The following is a 26,856-nucleotide window of genomic DNA, read 5'->3' as shown; positions in this document are numbered from 1 at the left end:
CGATCACGACCCCACCACCTCGTCATGACAGCATGGGAGCCATGCCCAAGAAGGTCGACCGCCACGAGCGCCGCACGCTCATCGCCGACGCGTTGATGCGGGTCGCCGCGCGGCAGGGCATGGAGGCGGTCAGCCTGCGCCACGTGGCGAACGAGGCGGGAGTGTCGCCGGGCATGGTCCAGCACTACTTCCGCACCAAGGACGAGATGATGGCCTTCGCCATGACCGTGGTGCGGGAGCGCAACCAGGCCCGGGTCACCGAGGCGATCAGCCGGCTGGGGGAGCAGCCGGCGCCGCGTTCGCTGCTGCGGGCGATGATCACCGCGGTGCTGCCGTTGACCGAGGAGTCGCGCATCGACGGGCGGGTCGCGCTGGCGTTCCTCGCCTACACCGCGGTACGCCCCGACGCCGCCGCCGGCATCGGCGCGGACACCCAGGAGATGCTCGGCTTCATGGCGGGCCTGCTCCCGGGCCCCGACCGGGACGGGCGCGCGGCCGGCCTGCTGGCGCTCATGGAGGGGCTGGGCGTCTACCTGCTCGGCGGGCACTACACCGCCGAGCAGGCGCTCGCCGCGTTGGACGCGCAGCTCGACATCGTCTTCGCCGCGCCCGATCTCGCCGAGGCCCGCTAGCGGGGCCGACCGGTCAGCACCCCGCCGAATAGGCCGGCGCGAACACCACCTGCTCCGGCGGGACCACCGCGCCGGTGTCGTCGACGAACGCGACCCGTACCGGCCGCTCGCCGTCGGCCGTCCGCCGCAGGATGGTCGGCCCGCCGGCCAGTGGCCGGTTCTCGTCGCCCCACTGCTGGAGCGCGGCCAGCACCACCCGCAACTGCTCGCCGGCGGGGGTGAGGTGGTAGCTGTGCCGGGTCCGGGTGCCGGGCTCGTGATAGGGCCGCTTCTCCAGCACACCCTGGTCGACCAGGCTGGTCAGCCGGCCGGTGAGGATGTCGGGCGCGATGCCGAGGCGGTCGCGGAAGTCGGCGAAGCGGGTCACCTCGCCCAGCGCGGCCTCCCGAAGGATGAGCAGCGTCCACTTGTCGCCCACCGCCTGCAACGCGCGGGCGATCGAGCAGTACTCGTCGAATTTCCCGGTTCCGGCCACCGCCATGCCGTCCAGTCTACCGCTGGGTTGCAGTTTCCTACTCAGGTCGTCTAGCTTTGGCTTTCCAACCCAGCACCATCCGCTCGGAGGAGACATCCGTGGAGATCCGCAACTCGGTCGCCCTGGTCACCGGCGCCAACCGTGGCCTGGGGCGACACATCGCCGCCCAACTGCTCAGCCGGGGCGCCACCAAGGTCTACGCCGGCGCTCGTAACCCGTCGTCGGTGGACCTGCCCGGGGTGATCCCGCTCGAACTGGACGTCACCGACCCGGCCTCGGTCGCCAAGGCCGCCGCAGCGGCACCCGACGTGACGCTGGTCGTCAACAACGCGGGAGTCAGCACCCACACGCCGCTGATCACCGGTGACGCGGCCAACATCAGGCTGGAGATGGAGACGCACTTCTTCGGTGCGCTGGAGGTGAGCCGGGCGTTCGCGCCGGTGCTCACCGCCAACGGTGGCGGCGCGGTGCTCAACATCCTGTCGGTGCTCTCCTGGGCCCATTTCCCGGGCTACGGCGGCTACAGCGCGGCCAAGGCGGCGGCGTGGGCGATGACCAACGTGATCCGGCAGGAACTCGCCCCGGCCGGCATCGACGTGACGGCGCTGCACGTCGGCTACATGGACACCGACATGGCGGACTACGTCGACAAGTCGAACAAGGTCGACCCTGCGTGGGTGGCCGGCCAGGCCCTGGACGGCATCGAGTCCCGTGCTCTGGAGCTGGTCCTCGACGAGACCAGCCGCAAGGTCAAGTCGGCCCTCGCCGGCGGCCCGGAGCTGCTCTACCCCGGGCTGCCCAGCGCGGCCTGACCGGCGGGCGCGACGACCTCCCGGCGGCGGTCTCCGGCCGGGGTCTCCGGCGGCGGCGGCCCCCGGTGGTGCGCCCCGGCGGCCGCCCCCCATTGCGGCGGCCGCCGAGGGCGGCGGCCCGATCGACCGCGATACCTCAGCGGCATATCGATGCCGTTGAGGTATCGCGGTCGTCAGGGTTTCCTGCCGGCCGAGACCCGCACGGTCAGCGGCTCAAAGCCCGGTAGCGGCGGACGGCGAGTGGCGCGGCCAGCGCGATGAGCAGCACCGGCCAGCCGACCGCCAGCGGCAGCGGATGCTGCGCCGCCCACGAATCGCCGCCGATGCCGGGGTTGCCGAACAGCTCCCGGGCCGCCGCCACGGTGGCGGAGAGTGGGTTCCACGCCGCGATCGCGCCGAGCCAGTCCGGCATCAGGTCCGGGGCGACGAAGACGTTGGAGAGCGCCGTGAGCGGAAACGCGAGCGGGAACACGATCACCCCGACGGTGTCCGGATTCGGCACGAGCAGACCCAGCAGGATGCCGATCCAGGTCAGCGCCAGCCGCAGCAGCAGGATCAGACCGACCGCCACCAGGGCCTCGCCGAGTCCGTTGCGCCACTGCCAGCCCACCAGCAGGCCGCAGACCACCAGGGTGGCCAGCTCCAGCACGGCCCGGGTGAGGTCGGCCGTGGCCCGTCCGGTGAGCAGGGCGGACCGGGCCATCGGCAGTGAGCGGAACCGGTCGACCACCCCCCGGTTCGCGTCCAGGGCGATCCCCGACGCGGTGGCCCCGAGACCGTAGAGCATGGTCATCACGAAGACGCCGGGCAGCAGGAACTCGCGGTAACTGCCCTGTCCGGGCACCGCCATCCCGCTGCCGAAGACGTAGCCGAAGACCAGTACGAACATGATCGGCAGGCTGAAGTAGAGGATGATCTCCTCGGGCGAGCGGACCACGTGCCGCATGTTTCGCCCGGCCATCACCCAGCCGTCAGCCACCGCCCAGCGGAGCCGGCCAGCCGTCGTCATGCCGCCACCTCCGTCCGGTCGCGCCGCTCGACGTCGTGCCCGGTGAGCCGGAGGAACGCCTCGTCCAGGGTGGGCCGGCGCAGCATCACGTCCTCGACCGCGACCGCGGCGTCCTGAAGGGCCCGCATGGTGTCGGCGAGCGCCGCGATCCGGTCGACGACGGGCGCGCCGAGCTGGCGGATCTCCGGGTCCACCGTCACCGGCGCCCCGACGATCCGCTCCACGATGGCCGCTGCGACGGGCAGCTGCGCCGCGTCGCGGACCACCAGCTCGATCCGGTCCGTGCCGATCCGCGCCTTCAGCTCGGTCGAGGTCCCCTCGGCCACCACCCGGCCGGCGTCCACCACCGAGATCCGGTCGGCGAGCTGGTCCGCCTCCTCCAGGTACTGGGTGGTCAGCAACACGGTGGTGCCGTCGGCGACGAGCGAACGGACCGCGTCCCAGACGCCGTTGCGGCTGCGCGGGTCCAGCCCGGTGGTCGGCTCGTCGAGGAAGAGCACCCTCGGTGTGGTGACCAGGCTGGCGGCGAGGTCGAGCCGGCGACGCAGCCCGCCGGAGTACCCGCCGGCCGAGCGGTCCGCGACGTCGGTCAGCCCGAACTGGTCGAGCAACTCGTCGGCCCGGCGTCGGGCCACCCGGGCCGGCAGGTGCCGGAGCCGGCCGAAGAGCACCAGGTTCTGCCGACCGCTGAGGATCTCGTCGACCGCGGCGTACTGCCCGGCCAGCCCGATCAGGGCACGGACCCGGTCGGGGTGCCGGGCCACGTCGTACCCGGCCACCCGGGCACGGCCGGCGTCGAAGCGCAGCAGGGTGGCCAGGATCCGCACCGCGGTGGTCTTGCCCGCGCCGTTGGGGCCGAGCAGCCCGCAGACCGTGCCGGCCGGCACGGTCAGGTCGAACCCGGCGAGAGCCGGCGTCCGCCCGTACGTCTTGCGCAATCCCTCGGCCAGCACGGCCGATGTTTCGTTGGTCATGCCGGCAGCGTCGCCGGACGCGCTGACCGGTCGCGCACCATCGGCTGACGGCCGCCGTCAGCCGGCCGCCAGCAGCGCCACCGCCTGCTCCCGACCCAGCCCGGCGCCCCGGGCGAAGGCCCGATCGAAGGTCACGTCGCCGATCCGGGCCCGGGCCGCCGCGGCCACCGGCGTGCCCTGGGCGGCGCCGGCGGCACCGGTGTCGCTCAACAGCGCCGACGCCGCGCCGAGCAGCAGCGCGGCCCGCTCGCCCTCGCCGCGCCGCAGCACCGGAGCGACCAGGCCCTCCACCGCGGCGCCGACGGTCGGCACGTCCCACACCCCGACGGTCGCACCGATCACCTGCTGGTAGCGGGCCCGGGCGGTCGGCGCGTCGCCGAGCGCGTCGGCGATCTGCCCGAGCGCGACCAGGGCCGCCAACCGGACCACCTCGGCGCCGAACCAACCGGCCGGACACTCCGCCACCGCCTGCTCGCAGAGGTGCCGGGCCCGCGCAAGGTCGCCCCGGCGGCGGGCGATCTCGCCGAGTCCCAGGTGAGCCGCGGCGACCAGCTCCGGGGCGCCGGCCGCCTGGGCGACCGCCACCACCCGCCGGTAGTCGGCGCCCGCACCGTCCAGGTCACCGACCCCGAGCCGGCCGTCCGCCCGGGTACGCAGCAGTTCGGCCAGGTCGAGGGTGGAGCCGAGCTCGTCCGCCAGCAGGAGGGCCTCGGCCATCGGCCCGGTGGCCGCCGCCGGGTCGCCGACCCGGTAGGCCGCCTCCGCGATGGTGCTCAGCACCAGGATCATGCCCCACCGGTCACCCAGGGTGCGGAACCCGTCGAGGGCGACCGCCAGCTCCGCGCGCGCATCCGGATAGCCGCCGTCGAGCAGCCGCACCATCGCGACGCCGAGCGACCCCAGCGCCCCGCTCCACGGGTCGTCGCCGAGCAGCACCTCCCGGCTCTCCGGGAGGTCCAGCATCGACCGCCGCTCCGCGGACGGGGGACCGGCGGCCATCCCGGAGAGGTAGAGCAGGAACGGGTGCCGGGGTGGCCGGCCCAGGCCCCACAGGATGTCGCTGGCCCGGCTGAGGTGCGGGCGGTCCGCCCCGATCGCACCCACCCCGGTGACCAGCAGGCAGAGCGCGTACTCCTCGGCGAGCCCGGGCGGCGGCCCGTCCAGCTGGTCGACGAGCCGGCCGGCCAGCTCGGCTCCCTCGCCGCGCAGGCCGCGCAGCCACCAGTAGAACGAGAGGGCGGCGACCAACCGCAGCGCGGTGCCGGTGTCGCCGTCGGCCGCCGCCCGGCGGAGCGCGGCGTGCAGGTCGTCGCGGTCCGCGTCCAGCCGGCGCAGCCACTCCAGCTGGCCCGCGCCGCGCAGCCCACGATCGCCGGCCCGAGCCAGATCGAGGAAGTACTCGGCGTGCGCCCGGCGCAGCCGGTCGGCCTCGCCGGCCTCGGCGAGCTCCTCGACGGCGAACGCGCGCACCGTCTCCAGCATCCGGAAGCGACCGTCGGCGGCGTCCACAAGGGATTTCTCCGCCAGGCTGGTCAGCACGTCGAGCACGTCCGCGCCGAGCGGCGCGCAGACCCGCTCGACAGCGGCCGGATCGGGGTTACCGGCGAAGACGCCGAGTCGGCGGGTCAGCCGCCGCTCGGGCTCGTCCAGCAGGTCCCAGCTCCACCGCACCACCGCCCGCAGCGTCTGGTGCCGCGGCTCGGCGATCCGGCTGCCCCGGTTCAACAGCCGGAACCGGTCGTCGAGCCGGGCCGCGACCTCGCCGACCGGCAGCGCCCGCAACCGGGCCGCGGCCAGCTCGATGGCGAGCGGCAGGCCGTCGAGGGTACGACAGATCCGCAGCACCGCGGCCACCGTGCCGCTGTCGACCGTAAAGCCCGGCGCCACATCGCCGGCCCGATCGGCGAAGAGCCGCATCGAGGCGTACCCCCGCGCCTGCTCCGGCGGGGCGGCCTCGGGCGGCACCGGCAGGCCGAGCAGGGGGCAGAGCACCTCGCCGGTCACGCCGAGCGGTTCCCGGCTGGTGGCCAGGACGCGGAGCCCGGGGGCGGCGCCGAGCAGGCGGGCGGTGAGCCGGGCCGCGTCGGCCACCACGTGCTCACAGTTGTCGAGCACCAGCAGCAGCCGTCGGTCGGCGAGCGCCATGACCAGCCGGTCGGCGCCGTCGCGTGGCCCGCCGGGTCGCCGCAGCGCCCCGTCGCGCAGGTCGAGCGCGGCCAGCACCGCGGGGGCCACCGCCGCCCCGGCGGGTACGGCGGCGAGCTCGACCAGGCAGACCTCCCCGCCGTGCCGCTCGGCGGCCTCGATCGCCAACCGGGTCTTCCCGGCGCCACCCGGGCCGTGCAGCGTGACCAACCGGGCCTCGCCGAGCAGCGCACCGAGCCGGCGCAGCTCGTCCACCCGGCCGACGAAGCTGGTCAGCTGGTGCGGCAGCGGGGGCAGCCGGGGCGGAGTCGCCGCGGCGCGTGGGTCGACCTCGTCGCGCAGCAGGGTGGTGTGCAGGGCCACCAGCTCGGCCGACGGGTCGCTGCCCAGCTCGTCGGCGAGTAACCGGCGAAGCTCCGCGAAGACGGCGAGCGCCTCGGCCCGCCGGCCGTCGGTGTGCAGCGCGCGCATCAGTTGACCGTGCAGCCGTTCCCGCAGCGGGTGGGCGGCGACCAGCTCCCGAAGCTCCGTCACCAGCGGCTGGGCGTCGCCCGCCGCTTCCGGCTCCGCCACCGTCAGCCGGAGTTCGGCCTCGATCCGGTCCTCGATCGCGGCCAGCCGGCGGTCCATGAACCGGGCCGCCGGGGCCGCGGCGAAGGGCACGTCGGCGACGTCCGCCAGCGGCTCCCCGCGCCAGAGCGCGAGCGCCTCCCGCAGCAGTTCGGCGGCGTGGCGCGGCTCGCCGGCCGCGAGCGCGGCCCGTCCGGCGTCTGCCAGCCGGTTGAACCGGTGCGCGTCGACGTCCTCCGGGTCGACCGCGAGCCGGTAGCCCGCCGGGTGGAACTCGACCGGGTCGACCGGTCCGGTGGTGAGCACCTGGCGCAGCCGGGACACCTGCGACTGGAGCGCGTTGGCCACGCCGGCCGGCGGCTCGCCGCCGTACAGCCCGTCGATCAGGCGTTCCCGCGGCACCATCCGGCCGGCATCGAGCAGCAACAGCACCAGCAGCGCGCGCAGCCTCGGCCCGCCGACGGCCAGCCGCTGCCCGTCGGCGGAGCACACCTCGGTCGTGCCCAGGATGCCGAACCGCACGGCGTCGATTGTCGCGCACCGGGTCACCGGCGGTCCGCGCGCGGACGAGCGCCGGCCCCGGACCGGGGGAGTGGCGGCCCGGCCCGGCCGGCGCGTCGGATCAGGCGGTGGTCATCCGGCCGGTGTGCCAACCCTCGGCGAACTCCTCCACCAGCTTGGCGCAGAACGCCGGCAGGTCGTCCGGGCGGCGGCTGGTGACCAGGCCGTTGTCGACCTGGACCTGCTGGTCGACCCACTTTCCACCCGCGTTGCGGATGTCCGTCCGCAGGCTCGGGTACGAGGTGACCGTGCGGCCGTTGACCATGCCGGTCTCGACCAGCGACCACGGGCCGTGACAGATTGCCGCCACCGGCTTCTCCTGTTGGAAGAACGCCCGGACGAACGCCATCGCCGTGTCGTTCATCCGGAGCCGGTCCGGGTTGACCGTCCCGCCGGGCAGGATGAGGCCGTCGTAGTCGGCGGGGTCGGCCTGCTCGACCGGCCGGTCCACCGGGTAGCGGTTCGACGGGTTGATGTCGTGGTTCATGGCCTGGATCTCGCCCGGGTGCAGGGAGATCAGGTGGACCTCGGCGCCGGCCTGCTCGACGGCGTTGCGGGAGCTGGTGTACTCGACGTCCTCCACCCCGTCCGTGGCGAGGACCGCGATCCGCTTGCCGGACAGCGGGCGCTGGTTGTCAGCCATGGCGAACTCCCTTCGCGGCGCCGACGCCGACGGTGGCACCTGGTTAGTCCGTTCCCGGTGGCCTTCCCGAGGCGGGCAGGCGCAAACGAGACGGGCGCGGTGATGATTCATCCGGTCGACACCGGGTAGGTGCCGCCGTGGCCTACGCCGGTGCGCGGGGAAGTGACCGCGATTCGGCCGGTGCCAGTGCCCACGGCGACGGGGTGACGGCGACTCTCGCGCAGGCGCGGCGCCGGACGACCAGGACGCTGCGCGACCGGTTGCGACGGGTACGTGCCGGTGTCGGGCTGGCCGTGCAGGCCGGGCTGGCGGCCGGCCTGTCCTGGTGGGTGGCCGACAGTCTGCTGCACATCGCGCAGCCGGTCTTCGCGCCGGTCTCCGCGGTGATCGCGCTGGCCGCGTCGGCGGGCCAGCGGCTACGCCGCACCGTCGAGCTGATCGTCGGGGTATCCGTCGGCGTGCTCATCGGTGACCTGCTGATGTTCCTGTTGGGGGCCGGGGCGTGGCAGCTCGGCCTGGTCGTGGTGCTGGCGATCGTCGTGTCGGTGCTCGTCGGCGGCAGCCCGGCGGTGGTGGTCCAGGCGGCCGCGACCGCGGTGCTCATCGGCACGCTCAGCCCGTCGGTGCCGAACCTGGAGATCCCCCGGTTCTTCGCCGCGCTCGTCGGCGGGGCGGTGTCGCTCGTGGTCACCGCCGTGCTGCTGCCGCTGAACCCGCTGCGGGTGATCAACCGGGCGGCCGTCCCGGCACTGGACCTGCTGATCGCCCAACTCGACGCCACCGCCGAGGCGCTGATCCACCGGGACGCCGCCGCCGTGCAGACGGCCCTCGACCGGCTGCGGGACAACAAGAGTGAGATGGGCGCCTTCACCGAGGCCGCGCAGGCCGCGCGGGAGGCGAGCACTCTCTCCCCGGTGCGGTGGGAGAGCCGGGAGGGCCCGGTGGGCCGGTACGCGCAGGCGGCGGAGCCGATCGACCGGGCGATGCGTAACAGCGGCACCCTGATCCGCCGCACCGTGACGTTGATCGAGGACGACGAGCCGGTGCCCGACGCCCTGCCGGAGGCGGTGTCGGCGCTGGCGGAGGCGGTGCGGGTGCTGCGCCGCGAGTTCACCACCGCGGACGAACCGGACGAGGCGCGGGAGCAGATGTGTCGGGCGGTCGCGGCAGCGGGTCGGGCGTACCGGGCCGGCGTCGGGTTCTCCGGTTCGGTCCTGGTCGCCCAGGTCCGTACCACCGCCAGTGACCTGATGGTGGCGGCCGGTCTCGACCAGGACGCGGCCAACGGGGTGGTCCGGCACGCCTTCGGCCCGTTCCAGGCGGGTTGACACCGCCCCGCCGCCGGGTGCCGACTGTCCCGATCGCCCGGCGGCCGGGTCCGGCGAGGTCGGTGTGGAGTCGACCGGAGCGGGAAGCCTCAGGCGTTTCCGGTTGGCGAGGGCTGGAGGGACATGGGCGCCAGGACCGTCGTGGTGGTGGGTGGCACCAGCGGGCTCGGTCTCGCGGCCGCCCGGCTGCTCGCGGTCGAGGATCGGGTGGTGGTGTTGGGCAACGTGCCGGACGAGATCGACGCGGCGGTCGGCGAGCTGGGCTGCGACGGCGGTGTCTGCGACACGTCCTCCTACGAGCAGGTGCGGGACGCCTTCGCGCAGGTGGCCGACCGGTATGGCACGATCGACGCGGTGGCCCTCTGTGCCTCGATGTGGGCCGGTGGGGACCTGGCCGACCTCACCCCGGAGCGCATCCGGCGGGCCGTCGAGGTCAACGCGCTCGGCACGACGTACGTGTTGAAGGAGGCGCTGGACCATCTGCACCGGCAGGGCTTCGGGAATGTGGTCTATGTCGGGGCGATGGCGGTGACGCAGCCCCGCCCCGGCATCCCCGTCTACCGGGCCACCAAGAGCTACGGCGCCAGCCTGATCGAGTCGGTCGCCGAAGCGCAGCACAGCAACCGGGTCAAGGTGATGCAGCTGCATCCCGGGCCGATGCCGACCCGGTTGCAGGAGCGGGTCGGTGACCAGTTCCTCGACGAGGTGTACGCGCTGCCCGAGCAGGTCGCCCCCGAACTCGTCCGGCTGCTCCGGCTGGCCCCCGACGACCTCTACGTCTCCGGTGAGCGCGTGCTGCGCGCCGACGGGCGGTGGTGACGCCCGGTGGCACCACCGCCGAGGCCCCGGTCTCGGCGTGGGCGCCGCTGAAGACGGCGGTCTACCGCAACCTCTGGCTCGCCCTGCTCGCCGCCAACGTCGGCACCTGGATGCAGACGGTCGGCGCGCAGTGGCTGCTGATCGACGAGCGGAACGCCTCGACGCTGGTCGCCCTGGTGCAGACCGCCAGCCTGCTGCCGGTCCTGCTGCTGGCGCTGCCGGCCGGCGCGCTGGCCGACACGTTCGACCGCCGTAACCTGCTGATCTCGGTGCAGCTCTTCCTGGTCGTGGTGGCGGTGGGGCTGACCCTGCTCACCGCGACCGGCCGGATGCCGCCGGCGCTGCTGCTCACGCTCACCTTCGCCTTCGGCGTGGGGCAGGCGCTCACCCTGCCGGCCTGGGCGGCGGTGATCCCGGAACTGGTGCCCCGGGAGCAGTTGCGGGCGGCCTCGGCTCTCGGCTCGATCAGCGTCAACGTGGCGCGGGCTGTCGGCCCTGCCGTGGCCGGCGTGCTGATCTCCCGGGCCGGCGTCGCGCCGGTCTTCGGGCTGAACGCGGTGGCCTTCGGAATCTTCGCGGTGGCGCTGGTCCGGTGGCGACCGGGGAACGCCCGGGCCGTCGAGGTGCCCGAACGGTTCACCGCCGCGCTGCGCGCCGGCGGGCGGTACGTGCGGCACTCGCCGATCGTCCGCCGGCTGCTCCGGCGCGCGCTGGTGTTCCTGGTGCCGGGCAGCGCGTTGTGGGCGCTACTTCCGCTGGTGGCCAACCGGCGGCTCGGTCTGAACTCCAGCGGGTACGGCATGCTGCTGGCCGCGCTCGGGGTGGGCGCGATCGTCGGCGGCGTGCTGCTGCCGTGGGTCCGGACCCGGCTGTCGGCGAACCAGTTCCTGCTGGTGGCCGGGGTGCTCTACGGCGCGGCGCTGATCGTGGTGGCGACGGTCGAGGTCGTGCCGGTGGTGCTCGTCGCCCTGCTGCCGGCCGGCCTGGCGTGGGTGGTCGTGCTCGCCAACGTCAACGCCGAGATGCAGCTCTTCCTGCCCGGCTGGGTGCGGGCCCGCGGCCTCGCCGTCTACCAGGTGGTGTTCGCCGGCGGCCAGGCGGTGGGCGCGTTCGCCTGGGGTCTGCTGGCGGACCTCGCCGGGCTGGTCGACGCGCTGATCGTGGCCGGGGTGTTGATGCTGATCGGCTCGGTGACCTCGCAGATCTGGCCGCTGCCCGAGCTGCGGGGGGTGAACAAGGACCCGGCGACCTACTGGCCCCGGCTGCGACTGGCGCACGAGCCGGATCCCCGGGTCGGGCCGGTGCTGGTGGTGGTCACCTACCTCGTCCGGCGGGACCGGGAGCAGGAGTTCCTCGACGCGATGGACCTGGTGCGCGGCTCACGGCAGCGCACCGGGGCGATGCGCTGGGGGCTGTTCCGCGAGGGGGAGGCCCCGGACCGCTTCGTCGAGGTCTACCTGGTGCCCTCCTGGGACGAGCACCTGCGCCAGCACGGCGGGCGGTTGACGGGTGCCGACCAGGAGGCGGAGGACCGTGCCCGGCGTCTCGCCGAGGGCGAGCCCGAGGTCCGCCACCTGCTGCCGGCGGCGGCCGGGCCGGCATTGGCCGATGGCGCGACGCCGTGAGCGACGCCCGGCGGCAGCGGTCACCGGCCGCGCCGCCAGGTGATCGGCGTTCCTGACGCGTCCACCTGCGGACGCGCCGACTGCCTCGTGGTCAGCTGCGGCGGTCGCCCGGGCACGGTGCGTCCGGGTCGACGGCCCGCCCGATGCGCCGGCCGATCTCGCGCAGTTGGCGCTGCTGGGCTCTCGTCAGCGGGTCGACGGCGAGCCGCCGGACCTCCGCCACGTGCCCGGGCGCGGTCTCGATGACCTTGGCCCAGCCCTGCTCGGTGAGGACGGCCAGGGTGTAGCGCCCGTCGGTCGGGTCGGGCGTGCGTCGTACCCAGCCTCGGCGCTCGAGTCGGCCGACCACCTGGGACAGCCGAGAGAGCGACCCTTCGGCGAGCACCGCCAGCTCGCTCATCCGCAACGTCCGGTCGGGAGACTCGGAGAGCCCGGCCAACACCTGGTACTCGAAGTGGCTGATCCCGGCGTCGCGCTGCAACTGGGCGTCGAGCGCGGCCGGCAGCCGGATCAGCACGCTGACCAGCGCGAGCCAGGTCTGCCGCTCCTCGGCGTCGAGCCACCGTGGTTCCCGCGACGTCTCCATCGGTCCAGCATAACTTCACGTATGAAGTGACCGACGCTCTGCGTCACTTGCACCTTGAAGTAAATCCGGCGTAGGTTCCGCTTCACGCTTCAAGTGACAACAGGGTGGAGCCCCATGAACATCGTCTTGTGGATCATCGCGGCCGTGCTGGCCGTCCTCTTCCTCGGCGTCGGGCTGATGAAGCTCATTCAGCCGAAGGAGAAGCTGGTCGCCTCCGGCCTGGGTTGGGCGGAGAACTACCGCCCCGAGACGGTCAAGATCATCGGTGGTCTGGAGGTGCTCGCCGCGGTCGGGCTGATCCTGCCGGCCCTGCTCGACATCGCACCCGTGTTGGTGCCGCTCGCCGCGCTCGGTCTGGTGATCACCATGGTCGGCGCGATCGTCGTGCACGGGCGCCGCCGGGAATACCCGGGCCTCGCGGCCAACGTCGTGCTGCTCGTACTCTCGGCCGTGGTCGCCTGGGGCCGGTTCGGCCCGTACTCCTTCTGACCTCGGCCGGCGGCGGCCAACCGCCGTAACGCAGGCGAGTGACCGGCCCTTCCGCCCTGAGAACCCCACTGCGGAAGGGTCGGCACGGGAGCGTTGTTGCAGGTCAGTGGCAGCTGCAACGTTGTCGCGCAGGCACCCGGGCGCCTAATGTGACCGGCGGTGAACGGACCTCCCGACGGTTGGGGGAACGGGTGCACGACCACGAGCACGCGCACATCCCAGATCCCCACGGATCCGACCGGCGGCACCGGCACGACGGCCCGTTCGGCCGCGGGTGGCACCGGCTGCGGCACGTCGTCGTCCCGCACTCGCACGACTCCGGGTCCAAGGTCGACCCCGCGCTGGAGGCCTCCCGGGACGGACTGCGGGCATTGTGGATCTCGCTGGTCGGGCTCGGCGCCACGGCCGCCGCCCAGGTGGTCATCGTCGTCCTCTCCGGCTCGGTCGCCCTGCTCGGCGACACGCTGCACAACATCGCCGACGCGCTGACCGCCGTGCCCCTCGGCATCGCGTTCCTGCTGGGCCGGCGGGCGGCGACCCGCGCCTACACCTACGGCTACGGCCGGGCGGAGGACTTGGCCGGCATCGTCATCGTCGCGGTCATCGCCGGCTCGGCGATCTTCGCCGCCGGGACCGCGGTCACCCGGCTGCTGCGACCCGCCGAGATCGACCATCTGCCCTGGGTGGCCGTGGCCGGCCTGGTCGGCTTCGCCGGCAACGAGCTGGTGGCCCGCTACCGGATTCGCGTCGGCCGGCGGATCGGCTCCGCCGCCCTGGTCGCCGACGGCCTGCACGCCCGCACCGACGGCTACACCTCGCTCGCGGTCGTCGCGGCGGCCGGCGGCGCCGCGGTCGGCTGGCACTGGGCGGACCCGGTGATCGGCCTGGTCATCGCCATCGCCATCGCCTTCGTACTCAAGGACGCGGCGCGCGAGGTCTACCGGCGGCTGATGGACGCGGTCGACCCGGGTCTCGTGGACCAGGCGGAGACCACCCTGCGCGCCGTCGACGGGGTCCGGGACGTGGCCGCGGTCCGGCTGCGGTGGATCGGCCATCACCTGCACGCGGAGGCGGACCTCGTCGTCGACGGCACCCTCACGCTCACCGCCGCGCACGAGATCGCCGCCGACGCCGAACACCAGCTCACCCACACGGTGCCCCGCCTGACCAGCGCCACCGTCCACACCGACCCGCACTCGCACCCGGGTGCGCACCACCACGGCGACCTCTCCCACCGGCGCCGCCAGCCCCAGCACTGAGCGGTCAGGGCCGGGCGGGTGACCGCGCGGGGTACGCCGGTCGCATCCACGGGGCCAGCCGGGCGGCCGCCCCGACCAGGGCGGCCGCGAGCAAGGTGATCACCGCCTGCCCGATTCGCCCCGGCGTGACCCCGGGCGTGGCGTCCAGCACGTAGTTGGCGTAGGCGTTCGCCGCCGAGTCGCTGACCAGCACGGCGCAGCCGAGCCACAGGCCCGCCGTCCGGCGCGTCCACAACAGCGCCGCGGCCAGCGGATCCAGCACGGTCAGCGAGGTGAAGTAGAGCGCCAGCCACGCCGGCAGCGCGGGATACGGCCGCAGCCCGCCGGTGAACAGCTGGACCAGATGCACCACGGTGCCGTAGGCGAAGACGAGCACGGCCGCCATGAGCATGAGCCGAACTCGGCGTGGCACGCCTGCCCAGCGGCCGCTCACCATCCGGCCATTATCCGCCCGCACCAGCAGGCAGGCTGCCCGCCGTCCGGGTCGGCTCGGCCGTCAGGCGAAACGTTCGGTGGTCACGGGTACGAGTCCCCGCAGCCGTACGACGGAGGTCAGCTCGTGCAGGACCGGCCCGATGGTGTGGTCGGTGGTGGTCGCCAGCAGCGAGGTCAGGTCGAGGGCCCAGGCGATGTCGCGACCGACCCGGCGCAGGGTCCAGCTGTGCTCGTCTCGGCCGACCCGCCGCCGACCACCGGGTGCCGGGTCGCTGGCCCCGTGACCGGCCGTCGGCCGCCAGCGCGCGGCGAGGTCCGTCAACCGATCCACGGGTAGGTCGCCGGCGAAGAGAACCCGGTAGACCCGGCGCTCGTGGAAGCCCTCGGGAACCTCGGCGGGGCCGAGTCGCAGCGGCGTGCTGGCGGGGAAGCTCTGCTGGTCGCGGAAGTGGCTGCGCAACGCCGGTTCGGCCGGCAACGGCCCGCCGCCGAGCTGGCCATGGACCTCATCCGCGCCGTCGCGGGTGACCGGGACGACCCGGGCGCGCAGCCGCGGGTCGGCGCGCATGCCTCGGCTGACCGACGTGGCGCTCCGCCAACCGGCATCCGGCGCCCAACCCGCACTGCGCAGCCCCGACGTGGTCCAGTCGACGGCGTGGGCGAACTCCTCGACCACGATCGTCTCGGCGGCGGTCCGACGCCCGGGCGCCGATGAGAGGATCACGTAGTAGTCCACGGTCACCTCGGCGGTACCGGAAGCACCGCGCCCTCCTCGGCCGACCGGTGTGCCAGCTCGATCAGCGCGACGGTGTCCACCGCGTCGCGCGGGTCGACCGGCATCGGCCCGCCGTCCCGCAGCGCCGTCGCCACCTGCTGGTAGAAGCTCTGGTACCGGCCCGCTTCGGTGGGCACCGGCCGGAGGTCGCCGTCCACGCCGAGCCGCCCGTACCGCTCGGGCGGGACCTCGCCCCAGCCCGGCGTGCCCGGCCGACCGCCGTCGCGTAGCGCCTCCTCCTGCGGGTCCAGGCCGTACGTGGTGTAGCCGGCCCGGTCACCGAGGACCCGCAGCCGAGGCCCGAGCTGCGGGGTGACCGCGCTCATCCAGAGGTGTGAGCGGACCCCGGCGGCGTGGGTCAGCGCGACGAACGCGTCGTCGTCGACCTGCGCACCCGGCCGGCGGCGGTCGACCTCCGCGTAGACGCTGTGGACCGGGCCGAGCAGCTGCACGGCCTGGTCGATGAGGTGGGCGCCCAGGTCGAAGAGGCCGCCACCGGCCTCGTCCGGGGTGGCGCTCTCCCGCCAGCCCGGTTTGATGGCCGGACGCCAACGCTCGAAGCGAGACTCGAATCGGGTCACCTGTCCCAACGTGCCCTCCTCGACGAGGCGGCGGGCGGTCAGGAAGTCGCCGTCCCAGCGGCGGTTCTGGAAGACGGTCAGTGGTACGCCGAGGCGGGCCGCCTCGGCGACGAGATCCCGGCTCTCCGCGGCGGTGGCGGCGAGCGGCTTGTCGACCACCACCGCCAGCCCGGCGGCCACCGCCGCCCGCGCCATCGGTACGTGCAGCCGGTTGGGCGTCGCGACCACGATCAGGTCGAGCGCCTCGGGCGAACGCCACAGCAGGTCGACGTCGTCGACCAGGCGGGCTTCCGGGTGGTCGTGCCGGACCTGCTGACGTCGCTCAGGATCGCGGGTGACCACGGCGTGCAGGCGCAGGCCCGGCGTCGCGGCGATCAGCGGGGCGTGGAACACCCGACCAGCCAGTCCGTAGCCCAGCAGACCCACCCGCAACGGCGTCTGCGTCTTCCCCGCCATGTCGCCCTCCGTCTCCCGGTCGGCGCTCGGGTGCAGCCGATTCCGGTGGCACCGAATCTACGCGGCCCCCGGACGACGGCGACCCGGCATGGTGAAGATCACCGGGCGTCCACCCGGCGGGGGAGCGGTCACAGCCGGTCGTACTGCTGACGGAGCAGGGACTCGGCGGCGGTGACGTCGTGCGAGCCAGCGCCGCCGGCGGTGACGAGCAGGACGATGTCGTCGCGCTGCGCGACGGCGTGCACCTCGGGAAGGCTCACGTCGTCACCGCTCGGGCCGGCGAACGCCGTCGCTCCGGGCACGGACGTCAGAGTGACCTCCCCCGGGGCACGGAGGCTCCGTTCCAGGTCGGCGTAGGACGTCGCGAACTCCTCGGCGAGCGTCGGTGTGTCGAACTGGAGCAGGACGACCGTCATCGCCGCGGAGTTCGGCTCGATCCAGGCCGCGCTGGCCGCGTGCCGTACCTCGGCCAACTGCGTCACGAGTAGCAGCGCCCCGGGGTCGCGGTCGAGCGAGACGATCCGGGTGAAATCAACCCGGTCGTCGGCGGCGGGACCACGGCCGGGCGTCGCGTCCTCCGGGGGCGCGACCAACCGGGCGGCGAGGCCGCCGGCGGCGTCGCCCGGTTGCGCGGGCGGATGAGCGAGTTTCCATCCCACCACCCCGATCAGGGCCACGGCGGCGACCAGTGCGACCGTCACGACGCCGATCCGTAACGGGCGGCGCCACCGCGGCACCGCTCTCCGCGGGTACGCGCCGGGCGCCGGCAGGGTCCACACGATCGGCTCCGGGACGCTCTCCGCCGGCTGGCCGTGCTCGACGCGGCCCGGCGCAGAGGCGTCCGACGGTGCGGAAGTCGTCGGGTTGGTGGCTTCGGGCTCGTGCCCCGGATCGGCGGCCGGTTCCGCGGCGGTGGCCGCCGGCGTCGCTCCCGCCGCGGTGGTCGTCGCGACCCGCAGGGGCGCGGCCAGCAGGGCGGCGACCGCTCCGGCCAGCAGCAGCGTCCCGGCCAGTCCGAGCCAGGTGCCCTGGAGGTAGTCGGTGCTGGGCCGGTCGGCCACCGGAAAACCGCTCTCTCGCACTGCGGCGCCGCTCGGTAGGAACGTCAGCGCCACCAGTGCCAGGGTCGTCGCGCCGAGCGCCAGCCGGAGGAGATCGCGCCACTGCGGGCGTAGCCACGCGAGGACGAGCAGTGCCAGCAGCCCGAGCCAGCCGACGTACAGCGCGACCAGGGAGCCGGTCAGGTCGGTCAACGCGTACGTGCGCACCTCGGTCGACGGGGCGTCGCGGCCCAGCAGGAGGTGGACGACGTCCTGCCCGGAACGCACCGTCACCCATGGCCGGTAGTGGGCCGCGCCGATCGTGACCAGGCCGGCCAACGCCATGATCACTGCCCGTACCCAGTTCTTGTCGGATCGAGCGGCGGGGGCTTCCGGGGCGACGCCGCCCGGCCCAGCGTTGTTGATCACCAACGGATTATGGCAAGCGCGTGGACGCGCACTCCGCCGGGCGGCCGAGGATGAGCGGCCCGGGGGGGCGCGCGGGCCGCGCACCCCCGGGCCGGCGGTCAGCGCGGCGAGACCGCGACCGCGGTGTACGGGGTGGTCGGGGTCGGCGTCGTGGTGAAGCGGGCGTTGGGCAGGTAGAGCCGGCCGAGCGCCTTCGCCACTGTGGTGGGCACGTCGAAGCCGGGGTCGGTGATCGTCCCGGTCAGCGTGCCGGCGGTCCCGGCGCGGTTCAACTCGACCACGGCGATCTGGTTGAGCCGGTTCTGCACCACGTACAGCGTGCGGCCGACGAGCAGCAGGCCGTCCCCGTTGAGGAAGCTCTGGCCGGGCACGTCGACCGCGGTGGTCGCCCCGGTGGCCGGGTCCACCCGGAACAGGATGCCGGTGTTCGACTGGACCACGATCAGCGCCGAGCCGTCCGGCGTGCGGGCGATTCCGTTGAGGTTGATCCCGGTGCCCACCTGCTGGAATTCGCCGGTCAGCGGGACGGTGGTGAAACCGTCGGCCGGCGGCAGGGCGCCGTGCCGGCCGAGCGGCACCCGGTAGAGCACCGGCTTGTTGGAGTCGGTGAACCAGGCGGCGCGTTCGGTGAGCACCACGTCGTTGACGAAGGTCGGCGCGCTGGCGAACTGGTAGCGGGCCAACACCGCGCCGGTGCGGCTGTCGATCACGCGGGCGTCACCAGCCGCCCCGCCGGAGACGAAGAGCCGGCCGCGCCGGTCGACCTTGAGGCCGAGCGAGGGCGTTCCGGTGGCCGGGCTGATCACCCGGCCGTCGCCGTCGAGCAGGTCGGCCCGGTAGATCGCGCCGGTGGCCCGGGAGCCGAAGTAGGCGTACCGGCCGGCGGCGGCGATGCCCTCGGGCTGGAACCCGTCGGGCAGGGCGATGACGGTGGGCTTCGGAGACGTGCCGTGCGCCTGGGCCGGCGTCGCGGCGACGGTGGCCAGGAGGGTGGCGGTCAGGGCGGCGGAGAGCGCGGTCCTGAGGTGGGTGTTCACTGTGCTCCTTCCGGTCGGCGGGCAGGTCTCCGACGCGATGGTGACGGGGAGCCGAGCCAGCCAAGATCAGTGGGGCCAGGACCCTCCCCACTGTACGGTCACCACCAGGGAACGGCCGGGCTTGCGTTGCCGGTGGGGGAACAGCCGGCGGCGGCGGCGGGCCTACGTGGTGTCATGGGCGGGTGGAACTACGTGAGATGCGGGCGTTCGTGGTGGTCGTGGAGGAGGGGAGCCTGTCAGGTGCCGCCCGTCGGCTGCACCTGAGCCAACCCGCGCTCTCCCAACTGATGAACTCCCTGGAGCGGCAGCTCGGCCAGCAACTGCTGGTGCGCTCCACCACCGGGGTTCGGGCCACCGAGTCGGGCATGACGCTGCTGGTGGAGGCGCGGGCGGTGCTGGCCCGGCACGACCAGGCGGTGGCGGCCGTGGCCCGGCACAGCACGGTGGCCGGTGGGCCGCTGCGGCTCGGGATCCCGCTGGAGCTGCCCACCGGGCTGCTCACCCGGCCGCTCGCCGACCTCGGCGAGGCCTACCCGGACACCCGGGTCCAGGCCCTGCACATGTCGACCGCGGCGCAGATCGTCGCGCTGCGGGCCGGCGAGATCGACGTCGGTCTGGTCCGGGAGCACCCGATCGGCCACGACCTGGACGCCGTGCTGGTGGTCGAGGAACGGCTCGGCGTGCTGCTCGCCGCCGACCAGGCCGCCGCCCTGGCCGGGCCCGACGGTATCCGGCTGGACGCCCTCAGCGGCCTGGACTGGCTCGGCTTCCCGCGCTCCGGCAGTCCCACCTGGTACGACGAGATCACCGCGATCCTGCGCAGTCACGGCCTCGATCTGGGGCCGGTCGCCCCCGAGGGGCAGGAGCTGATTCCCGAGGTGAAGCTCGCCGCAGTGACCGCCGGGGCGGCGTTCGCACTGGCACCGCCCGCCTGGTCACCGCCGATCCCGGAGTCGGTGACCTGGGCGGCGCTGGCGGGGCACCCGATCGTCCGGCGTACCTGGGCGGCGTGGCCAGCGAACTCCCGTCGGCGGGATCTCGGTCACCTGATCGCCGCGCTGGAGTACCACGGGCCGCGGTGAGGGCCCTGCCCCGGACGCTTATGCCGGCCATAAGCCATTCCAGCAGCCGACCGGGAAAGTTCCCGCCGCCGGACGGCTTGCACCCACCGGGTCGGGGCGGTCCCGACCGGAGCTGTTGCTCCGAACGCACGAGATGGGTGTGAGGGAACATGAGCGAGCTGCAGGGCAGGTCCGCGCTGGTGACCGGCGGCAATAGCGGCATCGGCCGGGCGACCGCGATAGCGCTGGCCCGGCTGGGCGCCCACGTGGTGATCTCCGGCCGGGACGAGGCCCGGGGTAACACGGTGGTCGAGGAGATCCGAGCGGCCGGTGGCCGGGCGGACTTCCTGGTGGCTGACCTGCGGGACGAGGCATCGGCGCGGTCCCTGGCCGCCCGGACCCGGGAACTCGTCGGCGAGCTGGACGTGCTGGTGAACAACGCGGGCATCTACCCCTTCGGGCCGACCGAGCAGACCAGCGAGCGGGACTTCGACGCGGTGTACGGCCTGAACGTCAAGGCGCCGTACTTCCTGGTCGCCGAGTTCGCGCCGGAGATGGCGAAGCGCGGCCGGGGGGCGATCGTCAACGTGAGCACGATGGTCGCCGAGTTCGGTGCCGCCGGGATGTCGCTGTACGGCTCGAGCAAGGCCGCGTTGGTGCTGCTCACCAAGTCCTGGGCCGCCGAGTACGGCCCGCAGGGTGTCCGGGTGAACGCGGTCAGCCCCGGACCGACCCGGACCAGCGGCACCGCGGGGATGGGAGACGATCTGGACCAGCTGGCCGCGATGGCGCCGGCTGGCCGGCCCGGCTCGGCGGAGGAGATCGCCGAGGCGATCTCCTACCTGGCCACCGACCGGTCGAGTTTCGTGCACGGTGCGGTCCTGCCGGTCGACGGTGGCCGCGTCGCCGTCTGAGCCGGTCGAGCACCGGGCGGGCCCGCTCCCCGCGACGGCAGGGGGTGGGCCCGTCCTCGACCGCGGCGGATGCTGGTTGGCGCGGGAGCTTGCATCTCCCACCGGGGGAGAGGCGAGGGTGAACGCATGGACGGCGACGCGCGCTACTCGATCGGCGAGCTGGCCCGGCGGACCGGGCTGACGGTGAAGGCGATCCGTTTCTACTCCGACCGCGGGATCCTGCCGCCGTGCGAGCGCACCCCGGCCGGCCACCGCCGCTACGGACTCGAGGCGGTCGCCCGGCTGGACCTGGTGCGTACGCTGCGCGACCTCGGAGTGGACCTACCCACCATCAGTCGGGTCCTGGACCGGGAGACCTCGCTCGCCGAGGTGGCCGCGGCGCACGCCGACGCGCTCGCCGTGCAGATCCGGACGCTGCGGCTGCGACGCGCGGTGCTGACCGCGGTGGCCCGACGCGGACCCACCGATGAGGAGATGAACCTGATGCACAAGCTGGCCAAGCTCTCCGAGGACGAGCGACGGCGCCTGATCGGCGAGTTCCTCGACGTCGCCTTCGGCGGCCTGGACGCCGACTCGGCGTTCGCCGGGTTCAGGCGCTCGATGACCCCCGAGCTGCCCGACGATCCCGAGGCGGAGCAGGTGCAGGCCTGGATCGAGCTGGCCGAGCTGTCCCAGGACCCGCAGTTTCGCGCCCGGATGCGGCAGGTGGCCGAGCAGTACGCCGCCGACCGGGCCCGCGACGGCACGCCGGGGGTACGCCCCGACGCCGTGGCCGTGGTCCGCGCCGAGGTCCGGCCGGCGCTGGCGGCCGGCGTCGACCCGGACTCGCCGCAGGCCGACGCCGTCCTGGCGGCGATCCTGGCCCGGTACGCCCGGCTCTGCGACCGCCCCGACGACGCCGACCTGCCCCGCCGGCTCCTGGCCCGGCTCGAAACGGCGAGCGACCCGCGCCGTGAGCTCTATGTGCGGCTGCTCTCGGTGGTCAACGGCTGGCCGCAGACGGAGAGCCTGGCGCCGGTCTTCGACTGGTGCATCCGGGCGCTGCGGGCCCGGCTCGGCAGCTGACCGCCGGATCGCCGCGCCGTCAGACGCCGAGGCCGCCCAGCACGGTCATCTCCTGGCCGGCGAACTCGCCGGTGAGCAGCGGCATGGCGCGGGCGATGGCCTCCTTGGTCTCGGGCAGCTGGAGCGAACGGTCGTGGTGCTCCTTGGACTCCCAGATCTCGCTGACCAGGATCTGGTCGGGGTCGGTCTCCGACGCGCCGACCGCGTAGAGGTGGCACCCCGCCGCCCGCAGACCGTCGACGCCTTCGAGCAGGAGGGCCACCACCTCCGCACGGTGGCCGGGCCGGGCCCGCATCGAACCGAAGTAGCCGTACGCCATGACACGTCCTCCCGTCGCGCGGACCCGGCGTCCGCTGCCGACCACTACCCTTGCGCCCCGGTACGACAGGATGCCGCGCGAACCGCCGAGGCGGCGCGAGAACCCGTGCTCGCCGCAGCCCGGGCCCGTCAGAGCCGGATCTCCCGGCCGGCCCAGCGCGATCGCAGCCACCGGTCGTGGCTGGCGACGACGATGGCCCCGGGGCCCGGGCCCAGCGCCTCCTCCAGCTCGTCGCAGAGCCGAGGCGAGAGGTGGTTGGTCGGTTCGTCGAGCAGCAGCAGCTCGGGCGGGTCGGCGACCAGCAGGGCCAGGGCGAGCCGGCGGCGCTGGCCGACGGAGAGGTCGCCGACCGGCTTGTCCAGGTCGTCCGGGTGGATCAGCCCGAGCGAGTTCAGCGGTACGGCCTCGGCGCGATCGGCGCCCAGCGACCGTTGGTAGGTGTCCCGGACGGTGCGCTCCGGGGTGTCGAACCGGGTGCCCTGGGCCAGCAGGCCGACCCGCAGTCCGGGTCGCCGGCGTACCTCGCCGGTCGCGTCCAGTCGCCCGGCCAGCACCGCGAGCAGGGTGGACTTTCCCGCGCCGTTGGCGCCGGTAACCAGGAGGCGGTCGGTGGCGGCCACGTCCAGCCGGTCGAGCGTCAGCCGGCCGGGCACCCGCAGCTGCCGCACCGAGAGCAGCGGCCCGCCGTCGTCGTCGGCCGCGGCGAGCGCCGCGGCGCGGAACCGCAGCGGCTCCGGCGGCTGGGGGACCTGGTCGCGCTCCAGCTCGTCGAGGCGTCGGGCCGCGTTGCGTACCCGCCGGGAGATCTGGTGCTGCACCCGGCCGGCGGTGTGGCCGTACCCCATCTTCTCGTTGTCCCGGCGGGCCCGACCCGGCGCCACCCGGTGCGCGGTCTCGCCGACGGCGAGACGCAGCTCGGCCAGCTCCTCCTGCTCCTCGGCGAAGCGCCGCCGCCAGCGCTCCCGCTCGGCGCGCTGCTCGCCCAGGTAGGCGGTGTAGCTGCCGCCGTACCGGGTCGGGCCGTCGACCGCCGGGTCGAGGTCGATCAGGTCGGTGCAGACCGCGTCGAGGAAGGCCCGGTCGTGGCTCGCCAGCACGACCGCCCCGGGCAGGTCGCGCAGCTGCTCCTCCAGGAACGCCGCGGCGGCGTCGTCGAGGTGGTTGGTCGGCTCGTCGAGCAGCAGCGCCGCGGGCCGGCGCACCAGCAGGGCGGCGAGCGCGAGCCGGCCACGCTGCCCGCCGGAGAGCGAGCCGAGCGTACGGTCGGGTGCGGTCCCGCCGAGGCCGAGCCCGGCGAGGACGATCGCGGCGCGCCGGTCGGCGTCCCACGCCTCGTGCTCCTGAGCCCGGTCGAGCCGTTCCCCGTACGCGGTGAGCAGTTCGGTGTGGGTGGGGGAGTCCTCGGGCGTCTCGGCGAGGGCCTGGCTGATCCGGTCGAGCGCGGCGAGGTCGGCGCGAGCCTCGCGCAGCGCGTCGTCGAGCACGTCGGCGATCGTCGACCCGGGGTCGAACGGCATCTCCTGGTGCAGGTGGCCGAGGTCCGCGGGGCGGATCACGGTGCCGGCGTCCGGTTCGTCCGCCCCGGCCAGCAGCCGGAGCAGGGTGGACTTGCCGACGCCGTTCTCGCCGATGAGGCCGATCCGGCGGCCGGGGGCGGCGGTGAGCGAGACGCCGTCGAGCACCCGTCGGGTGCCGAGGGTACGGACAAGATCATGTGCGAGCAGCGCGGATGGAGGCATGTGCGAGACCTTGACGGGAGTGCGGGCGCGCCCGGGCGCCCGGCGGCAGACGGGAAGGAGACGACGAATTGGCCCCGGCGGCGCTCGCGCGCGCGTGCCGGCGGCCGATCAGATCCGGGGCTCACCCGGAGATGTCGTCGTCACCCGCCATGTCTGGTCTCCTCTTCGGTGATCTGCGCATCGACGATAGCAGGGCAGCCGGTCCGGCCCTGGACGACGAGCGGCGGGGTGCGGACCTGGGAGGTCCGTACCCCGCCGTCACCGAGCGACGACCGCGGCGACCCGGGCGGCACCGGGCGCGCGGGCCGGCTCAGGGGTTGGTGATGCCCAGCGAGTAGCTGCCGGAGCCGCTGTAGGCGTGCACCTCGAACCGGTAGTAGCCGGCCGTGCCGGTGTAGCTCAGCGTCTCGTCCGGGGAGGGGGTGTACGCCCCGGCGACGTCGACCCAGCTGGCGCCGTTCCACTTCTGCAGGTAGAGGTCGAAGTCGGCGCCGGTCGGGCCGTCGAGGCAACCGCGGTGGGTGCCGGACACCGACGAGTAGTAGTAGCTGCCGTTCGGCTGGATCGCGCTCTGGCCGGAGGAGACCGAGCCGGTGTAGGTCGACTCGTAGCCGGTGCATCCGGTGGGCGGCGGAGGCTCACCGCCACCGCTGGTACGCAGCGTCAGGCCGTACGCGGAGAGGATCTCGTTGACCGGCTGGAAGTAGGTGGTGCCGCCGGAGGTGCAGTTGCCGGAGCCGCCGGAGGTCACGCCCTGGGCCTGCTGGCCGGAGAGCCACGAGCCGCCCGAGTCGCCGGGCTCGGCGCAGGCGTTGGTGCGGGTCAGGCCACTGACCGAGCCTTCCGCGTAGTTGACCGTCTGGTTCTTGGCCTGGATCGAGCCGCAGCGCCAACCGGTGGTCGAGCCGGAGCGGCAGATGGCCGCGCCGACCGCCGCCTCGGTGGAACCGGCCACGGTGACGTTGCCGCCGGAGTAGTTGTTCACCCAGGGCTGCGGGGTCCAGTTGGAGTTGGTCTGCACCCAGGCGTAGTCGTTGCCGGGGAACGACGAGCCGCGGAAGGTGCCCTGCGCGACCTGGTTGTAGCCCTGGGTCGCGGTGCCGGTGGTGCCGCAGTGCCCCGCGGTGACGAAGCCGCCGGTCACCGAGAAGCCGACCGAGCAGCGGCCACCCATGTAGTACGCGTCCCCGCCCCGCACGTCGTAGTAGGTGCGCGGGGCCTCGGTGGTGCCGACCACCCGGACGGCGGCGGTGTCGACCCGGCTCGCCCGGACGAAGGCGGTGGCCGCGCGGGTGTCGCCGCGGGCGAGCACGGCCACGGTGTTGGTGGCCACGTCGACGTACCAGCCGGGGACCGCGGCGGCGGGCGCCTTGGCGGCGTGCCGGTCGAGCGTCGACTTGATCCGGTCGAGTTCGGCGCCGCTACGCGTGACGACTCTCGGCTGCGCGCCGGCGGCCCGGACCCGGTCGGCCGCGGCCTGGTCGGTGACCGCGACAACGAGCGCGCCGTCGGCAAGCCAGCCACCGGCGTACGCGTTGCCGAGCGACCGGCGCAGGGCGGCGTCGGTGCGGCTGCCCTTCTCGTCCTTCGCGATCCGGTCGCGCACCTGCTCTGCGGTCAGGCCGAGGTCGCGCTGCATCGCGGCGAGCATCGGCGACGACGTGGTGTCGGGCCCGGCCGCGACACCGGGGCTGCTCGGCGCCGCGGCGGCGGGGGACGCCACTGCGGTGAGGGCACCGACGGGCAGCAGGATGGCTGCTGCCGCGGCGGCGAGGCTTCGTCTCATCCGTGCCTCCTTGCGGGTGGCCGCGGCATGGGTGGGTTCGCCGCGGGCAGGTCAGCGTCAACCTATGCGCAACCGATCGAGCTGTCTCTATACCAGCTGGCTCATACCACGGCGCGGCGCCGGATTCGGTTGAAGGAAATCTTCGTCGCACTGATTGACTTCGATGGTTTGTAACACAACAATCTCCGTCTATATCCATCACTGTCAATTGTTGTCTTCGGAAGGAGGCACCCATGGCAGCTCTGCGAGGCGAGGTGTCCTGGTTCTGCTGCGGCAGCGCCTGGGGCCCGTGCGGATCCGCCGGCGGCGGCGCCTGCGGCACCTGCAGATCGGGCAACTACCAGCACGCCTGGCCCAACACCTCGGACGCCTGCCTGGCCATCACCCGCCCCGACGCCTGCGGCGTCACCGGGATGAGCCGCCGCGGCTGCGGTTTCCGGCACTACACCACCAACCTGTGCAACGGCGCTCGGATCGGCACCACGATCGCCGACTGCGGGCCGCAGACCGACCTGTTCTGCGGCGAGCGCACCTGCTGCGGCTCGGCCTGTGGCAGCAACCGGATCATCGACCTGACGCCGGCGGCGTACAGCGTGATCGCCAGTCTCTCCACCGGGCTGCGGCCCTGCTCGGTCGACACCGTCTGAACGGGAGGGCGCCACCATGCACCAGAGGATGGACCGCCGACGGCTGCTCGCCACCGCCGCGTTGGGAGGCGTGGTCGGGGCCACCGGGCTCGGCTCGCTCGCCCCCGAGGCGGCCTTCGCCGCCGAAGCGACGGCAGTCGGGCCGGGCCTGCCGGACCCGAACTTCGCCGAGGGGCGGATCAGCAAGATCTCCGGCAGCATGCTGCTGGTCACCGGCTCGGACACCGTCCTGCACTCGATCCGGATCACCGACGGCACGAGCATCTGGAAGCTGCACCCGACCACCTTCGACCGGGTCGCCGTCGGTGACGGGCTCTACGCCCGGGGCGTACGCCTGCCCGACGGCACGCTCGCCGCCGACTCGGTCTGGGTGAACATCGTCAACCTGCACGGGCACATCGCCTCGGTCGGCCGCAACCTGCTGCACCTCGACCACAAGGGCCAGCGGATCGTCGCGCACGTGGTGCCGGACCGCTCCGCCGCCGTCTACAACGGCACGCCCGCGGTCAGCGACATGTCGCTGCTGCGGGTGGGCCGGCACGTCCAGGTCCTCGGCGCCTGGCACCCGGACACCAACGAGATCGACATCGCCACCGTCTACGCCGCCGCCTGACCGCGCGACACCCGGGCGGCGCGGAGCCAGAC

Annotated in this window: 26 protein-coding genes; 12 read left to right on the top strand and 14 right to left on the bottom strand. The window is 73.9% G+C overall.

The features are described 5' to 3' along the window. The first annotated feature begins 41 nt into the window (after window positions 1–41). Window positions 42–632 (top strand): TetR/AcrR family transcriptional regulator, encoded by a 591-nt coding sequence (locus ACIP9D_RS24775; protein WP_350873244.1) that lies wholly within the window; start codon window positions 42–44, stop codon window positions 630–632. Window positions 633–645: 13 nt separating this feature from the next. Here the strand turns inward: ACIP9D_RS24775 and ACIP9D_RS24770 are convergent, their stop codons facing one another. After that, complete coding sequence (locus tag ACIP9D_RS24770) at window positions 646–1,113, bottom strand: helix-turn-helix domain-containing protein (RefSeq protein WP_350873243.1); 468 nt, start codon at window positions 1,111–1,113, stop codon at window positions 646–648. 92 nt (window positions 1,114–1,205) lie between these two features. Between ACIP9D_RS24770 and ACIP9D_RS24765 the strand changes: the two genes are divergently transcribed. Beyond that, window positions 1,206–1,919: an SDR family oxidoreductase gene (locus tag ACIP9D_RS24765; protein ID WP_350873242.1), complete on the top strand. Its 714-nt coding sequence runs from the start codon at window positions 1,206–1,208 to the stop codon at window positions 1,917–1,919. 205 nt (window positions 1,920–2,124) lie between these two features. Here ACIP9D_RS24765 and ACIP9D_RS24760 read toward each other — a convergent pair whose 3' ends face one another. The 4 genes from ACIP9D_RS24760 to ACIP9D_RS24745 form a co-directional block, all read right to left on the bottom strand. Beyond that, window positions 2,125–2,928: an ABC transporter permease gene (locus tag ACIP9D_RS24760; RefSeq protein ID WP_350873241.1), complete on the bottom strand. Its 804-nt coding sequence runs from the start codon at window positions 2,926–2,928 to the stop codon at window positions 2,125–2,127. After that, window positions 2,925–3,902: an ATP-binding cassette domain-containing protein gene (locus ACIP9D_RS24755; protein WP_350873240.1), complete on the bottom strand. Its 978-nt coding sequence runs from the start codon at window positions 3,900–3,902 to the stop codon at window positions 2,925–2,927. The genes ACIP9D_RS24760 and ACIP9D_RS24755 overlap by 4 nt, the downstream gene beginning before the upstream one ends. Window positions 3,903–3,959: 57 nt before the next feature. Continuing rightward, window positions 3,960–7,139 (bottom strand): BTAD domain-containing putative transcriptional regulator, encoded by a 3,180-nt coding sequence (locus ACIP9D_RS24750; RefSeq protein ID WP_350873239.1) that lies wholly within the window; start codon window positions 7,137–7,139, stop codon window positions 3,960–3,962. Between the two features lie 100 nt (window positions 7,140–7,239). Next, complete coding sequence (locus tag ACIP9D_RS24745) at window positions 7,240–7,821, bottom strand: type 1 glutamine amidotransferase domain-containing protein (protein ID WP_350873238.1); 582 nt, start codon at window positions 7,819–7,821, stop codon at window positions 7,240–7,242. A gap of 203 nt (window positions 7,822–8,024) precedes the next feature. Between ACIP9D_RS24745 and ACIP9D_RS24740 the strand changes: the two genes are divergently transcribed. The 3 genes from ACIP9D_RS24740 to ACIP9D_RS24730 all read left to right on the top strand — a co-directional run bounded on the left by ACIP9D_RS24740 (window position 8,025) and on the right by ACIP9D_RS24730 (window position 11,593). Then, on the top strand, window positions 8,025–9,149 hold the full coding sequence (locus ACIP9D_RS24740) for an FUSC family protein (RefSeq protein ID WP_350873237.1): 1,125 nt from the start codon (window positions 8,025–8,027) through the stop codon (window positions 9,147–9,149). Between the two features lie 123 nt (window positions 9,150–9,272). Next, window positions 9,273–9,968, top strand: a complete 696-nt coding sequence (locus tag ACIP9D_RS24735) for an SDR family NAD(P)-dependent oxidoreductase (protein WP_350873236.1) — start codon at window positions 9,273–9,275, stop codon at window positions 9,966–9,968. Next, window positions 9,962–11,593, top strand: a complete 1,632-nt coding sequence (locus ACIP9D_RS24730) for an MFS transporter (protein ID WP_400450977.1) — start codon at window positions 9,962–9,964, stop codon at window positions 11,591–11,593. The genes ACIP9D_RS24735 and ACIP9D_RS24730 overlap by 7 nt, the downstream gene beginning before the upstream one ends. 91 nt (window positions 11,594–11,684) lie before the next feature. On the opposite strand, the gene ACIP9D_RS24725 is transcribed toward ACIP9D_RS24730, so the two are convergent. After that, window positions 11,685–12,179: a MarR family transcriptional regulator gene (locus tag ACIP9D_RS24725; RefSeq protein ID WP_350873234.1), complete on the bottom strand. Its 495-nt coding sequence runs from the start codon at window positions 12,177–12,179 to the stop codon at window positions 11,685–11,687. A gap of 114 nt (window positions 12,180–12,293) precedes the next feature. On the opposite strand from ACIP9D_RS24725, the gene ACIP9D_RS24720 reads away from it, so the two are divergent. Beyond that, on the top strand, window positions 12,294–12,668 hold the full coding sequence (locus ACIP9D_RS24720) for a DoxX family protein (protein WP_350873233.1): 375 nt from the start codon (window positions 12,294–12,296) through the stop codon (window positions 12,666–12,668). A 191-nt stretch (window positions 12,669–12,859) separates the two neighbouring features. Beyond that, window positions 12,860–13,927 carry a cation diffusion facilitator family transporter gene (locus ACIP9D_RS24715; RefSeq protein WP_400450973.1) on the top strand — a complete coding sequence of 356 codons (1,068 nt, stop codon included), beginning with the start codon at window positions 12,860–12,862 and terminating at the stop codon, window positions 13,925–13,927. A gap of 4 nt (window positions 13,928–13,931) precedes the next feature. On the opposite strand, the gene ACIP9D_RS24710 is transcribed toward ACIP9D_RS24715, so the two are convergent. The 5 genes from ACIP9D_RS24710 to ACIP9D_RS24690 all read right to left on the bottom strand — a co-directional run bounded on the left by ACIP9D_RS24710 (window position 13,932) and on the right by ACIP9D_RS24690 (window position 18,680). Further along, on the bottom strand, window positions 13,932–14,312 hold the full coding sequence (locus ACIP9D_RS24710) for a hypothetical protein (RefSeq protein ID WP_350873232.1): 381 nt from the start codon (window positions 14,310–14,312) through the stop codon (window positions 13,932–13,934). Window positions 14,313–14,423: 111 nt separating this feature from the next. Beyond that, window positions 14,424–15,104, bottom strand: coding sequence for a hypothetical protein (locus ACIP9D_RS24705; RefSeq protein ID WP_400450970.1), 681 nt, complete (start codon window positions 15,102–15,104; stop codon window positions 14,424–14,426). After that, window positions 15,101–16,174, bottom strand: coding sequence for a Gfo/Idh/MocA family oxidoreductase (locus ACIP9D_RS24700; protein WP_350873230.1), 1,074 nt, complete (start codon window positions 16,172–16,174; stop codon window positions 15,101–15,103). The genes ACIP9D_RS24705 and ACIP9D_RS24700 overlap by 4 nt, the downstream gene beginning before the upstream one ends. A 128-nt stretch (window positions 16,175–16,302) precedes the next feature. Then, entirely contained in the window at window positions 16,303–17,643 is a 1,341-nt protein-coding gene (locus ACIP9D_RS24695) for a hypothetical protein (protein ID WP_350873229.1), read from the bottom strand. 98 nt (window positions 17,644–17,741) lie between these two features. Beyond that, a complete protein-coding gene (locus ACIP9D_RS24690) occupies window positions 17,742–18,680 on the bottom strand; it encodes a superoxide dismutase (RefSeq protein WP_350873228.1) in 939 nt (312 codons plus the stop codon). A 182-nt stretch (window positions 18,681–18,862) separates the two neighbouring features. Here ACIP9D_RS24690 and ACIP9D_RS24685 point away from each other — a divergent pair, with 182 nt between their 5' ends. From ACIP9D_RS24685 to ACIP9D_RS24675, 3 genes are all read left to right on the top strand, one after another. Beyond that, window positions 18,863–19,762, top strand: a complete 900-nt coding sequence (locus ACIP9D_RS24685; protein WP_350873226.1) for a LysR family transcriptional regulator — start codon at window positions 18,863–18,865, stop codon at window positions 19,760–19,762. A 149-nt stretch (window positions 19,763–19,911) separates the two neighbouring features. After that, window positions 19,912–20,655 (top strand): SDR family oxidoreductase, encoded by a 744-nt coding sequence (locus tag ACIP9D_RS24680; protein WP_350873225.1) that lies wholly within the window; start codon window positions 19,912–19,914, stop codon window positions 20,653–20,655. Between the two features lie 126 nt (window positions 20,656–20,781). After that, on the top strand, window positions 20,782–21,720 hold the full coding sequence (locus tag ACIP9D_RS24675) for a MerR family transcriptional regulator (protein WP_350873224.1): 939 nt from the start codon (window positions 20,782–20,784) through the stop codon (window positions 21,718–21,720). A 19-nt stretch (window positions 21,721–21,739) separates the two neighbouring features. Here ACIP9D_RS24675 and ACIP9D_RS24670 read toward each other — a convergent pair whose 3' ends face one another. The 3 genes from ACIP9D_RS24670 to ACIP9D_RS24660 all read right to left on the bottom strand — a co-directional run bounded on the left by ACIP9D_RS24670 (window position 21,740) and on the right by ACIP9D_RS24660 (window position 25,564). Continuing rightward, window positions 21,740–22,039, bottom strand: coding sequence for a putative quinol monooxygenase (locus tag ACIP9D_RS24670; protein WP_350873223.1), 300 nt, complete (start codon window positions 22,037–22,039; stop codon window positions 21,740–21,742). A 128-nt stretch (window positions 22,040–22,167) separates the two neighbouring features. Further along, window positions 22,168–23,778, bottom strand: coding sequence for an ABC-F family ATP-binding cassette domain-containing protein (locus ACIP9D_RS24665; protein ID WP_350873222.1), 1,611 nt, complete (start codon window positions 23,776–23,778; stop codon window positions 22,168–22,170). Between the two features lie 310 nt (window positions 23,779–24,088). Then, window positions 24,089–25,564: a S1 family peptidase gene (locus ACIP9D_RS24660; protein ID WP_350873221.1), complete on the bottom strand. Its 1,476-nt coding sequence runs from the start codon at window positions 25,562–25,564 to the stop codon at window positions 24,089–24,091. A 233-nt stretch (window positions 25,565–25,797) separates the two neighbouring features. Between ACIP9D_RS24660 and ACIP9D_RS24655 the strand changes: the two genes are divergently transcribed. Next, window positions 25,798–26,211 carry a hypothetical protein gene (locus ACIP9D_RS24655; protein ID WP_350873220.1) on the top strand — a complete coding sequence of 138 codons (414 nt, stop codon included), beginning with the start codon at window positions 25,798–25,800 and terminating at the stop codon, window positions 26,209–26,211. Window positions 26,212–26,239: 28 nt separating this feature from the next. Next, complete coding sequence (locus ACIP9D_RS24650) at window positions 26,240–26,824, top strand: cell wall protein (RefSeq protein ID WP_350873219.1); 585 nt, start codon at window positions 26,240–26,242, stop codon at window positions 26,822–26,824. Window positions 26,825–26,856: the final 32 nt, after the last annotated feature.

This window comes from Micromonospora sp. NPDC093243 (genome assembly GCF_044753725.1).
In the GTDB taxonomy this organism is placed as follows: domain Bacteria; phylum Actinomycetota; class Actinomycetes; order Mycobacteriales; family Micromonosporaceae; genus Micromonospora.
Note: the sequence above shows the minus strand (reverse complement) of the source record. Positions and strands in the feature narration are given on the sequence as shown.

Bases quoted from the DNA above. Each gene is read 5' to 3' on its own strand.
- ACIP9D_RS24775 (WP_350873244.1), top strand. From the start codon at position 42: ATGCCCAAGAAGGTCGACCGCCACGAGCGCCGCACGCTCATCGCCGAC.
- ACIP9D_RS24770 (WP_350873243.1), bottom strand. From the start codon at position 1,113: ATGGCGGTGGCCGGAACCGGGAAATTCGACGAGTACTGCTCGATCGCC.
- ACIP9D_RS24760 (WP_350873241.1), bottom strand. From the start codon at position 2,928: ATGACGACGGCTGGCCGGCTCCGCTGGGCGGTGGCTGACGGCTGGGTG.
- ACIP9D_RS24755 (WP_350873240.1), bottom strand. From the start codon at position 3,902: ATGACCAACGAAACATCGGCCGTGCTGGCCGAGGGATTGCGCAAGACG.
- ACIP9D_RS24745 (WP_350873238.1), bottom strand. From the start codon at position 7,821: ATGGCTGACAACCAGCGCCCGCTGTCCGGCAAGCGGATCGCGGTCCTC.
- ACIP9D_RS24735 (WP_350873236.1), top strand. From the start codon at position 9,273: ATGGGCGCCAGGACCGTCGTGGTGGTGGGTGGCACCAGCGGGCTCGGT.
- ACIP9D_RS24725 (WP_350873234.1), bottom strand. From the start codon at position 12,179: ATGGAGACGTCGCGGGAACCACGGTGGCTCGACGCCGAGGAGCGGCAG.
- ACIP9D_RS24720 (WP_350873233.1), top strand. From the start codon at position 12,294: ATGAACATCGTCTTGTGGATCATCGCGGCCGTGCTGGCCGTCCTCTTC.
- ACIP9D_RS24710 (WP_350873232.1), bottom strand. From the start codon at position 14,312: ATGGCGGCCGTGCTCGTCTTCGCCTACGGCACCGTGGTGCATCTGGTC.
- ACIP9D_RS24700 (WP_350873230.1), bottom strand. From the start codon at position 16,174: ATGGCGGGGAAGACGCAGACGCCGTTGCGGGTGGGTCTGCTGGGCTAC.
- ACIP9D_RS24680 (WP_350873225.1), top strand. From the start codon at position 19,912: ATGAGCGAGCTGCAGGGCAGGTCCGCGCTGGTGACCGGCGGCAATAGC.
- ACIP9D_RS24675 (WP_350873224.1), top strand. From the start codon at position 20,782: ATGGACGGCGACGCGCGCTACTCGATCGGCGAGCTGGCCCGGCGGACC.
- ACIP9D_RS24670 (WP_350873223.1), bottom strand. From the start codon at position 22,039: ATGGCGTACGGCTACTTCGGTTCGATGCGGGCCCGGCCCGGCCACCGT.
- ACIP9D_RS24665 (WP_350873222.1), bottom strand. From the start codon at position 23,778: ATGCCTCCATCCGCGCTGCTCGCACATGATCTTGTCCGTACCCTCGGC.
- ACIP9D_RS24660 (WP_350873221.1), bottom strand. From the start codon at position 25,564: ATGAGACGAAGCCTCGCCGCCGCGGCAGCAGCCATCCTGCTGCCCGTC.
- ACIP9D_RS24655 (WP_350873220.1), top strand. From the start codon at position 25,798: ATGGCAGCTCTGCGAGGCGAGGTGTCCTGGTTCTGCTGCGGCAGCGCC.
- ACIP9D_RS24650 (WP_350873219.1), top strand. From the start codon at position 26,240: ATGGACCGCCGACGGCTGCTCGCCACCGCCGCGTTGGGAGGCGTGGTC.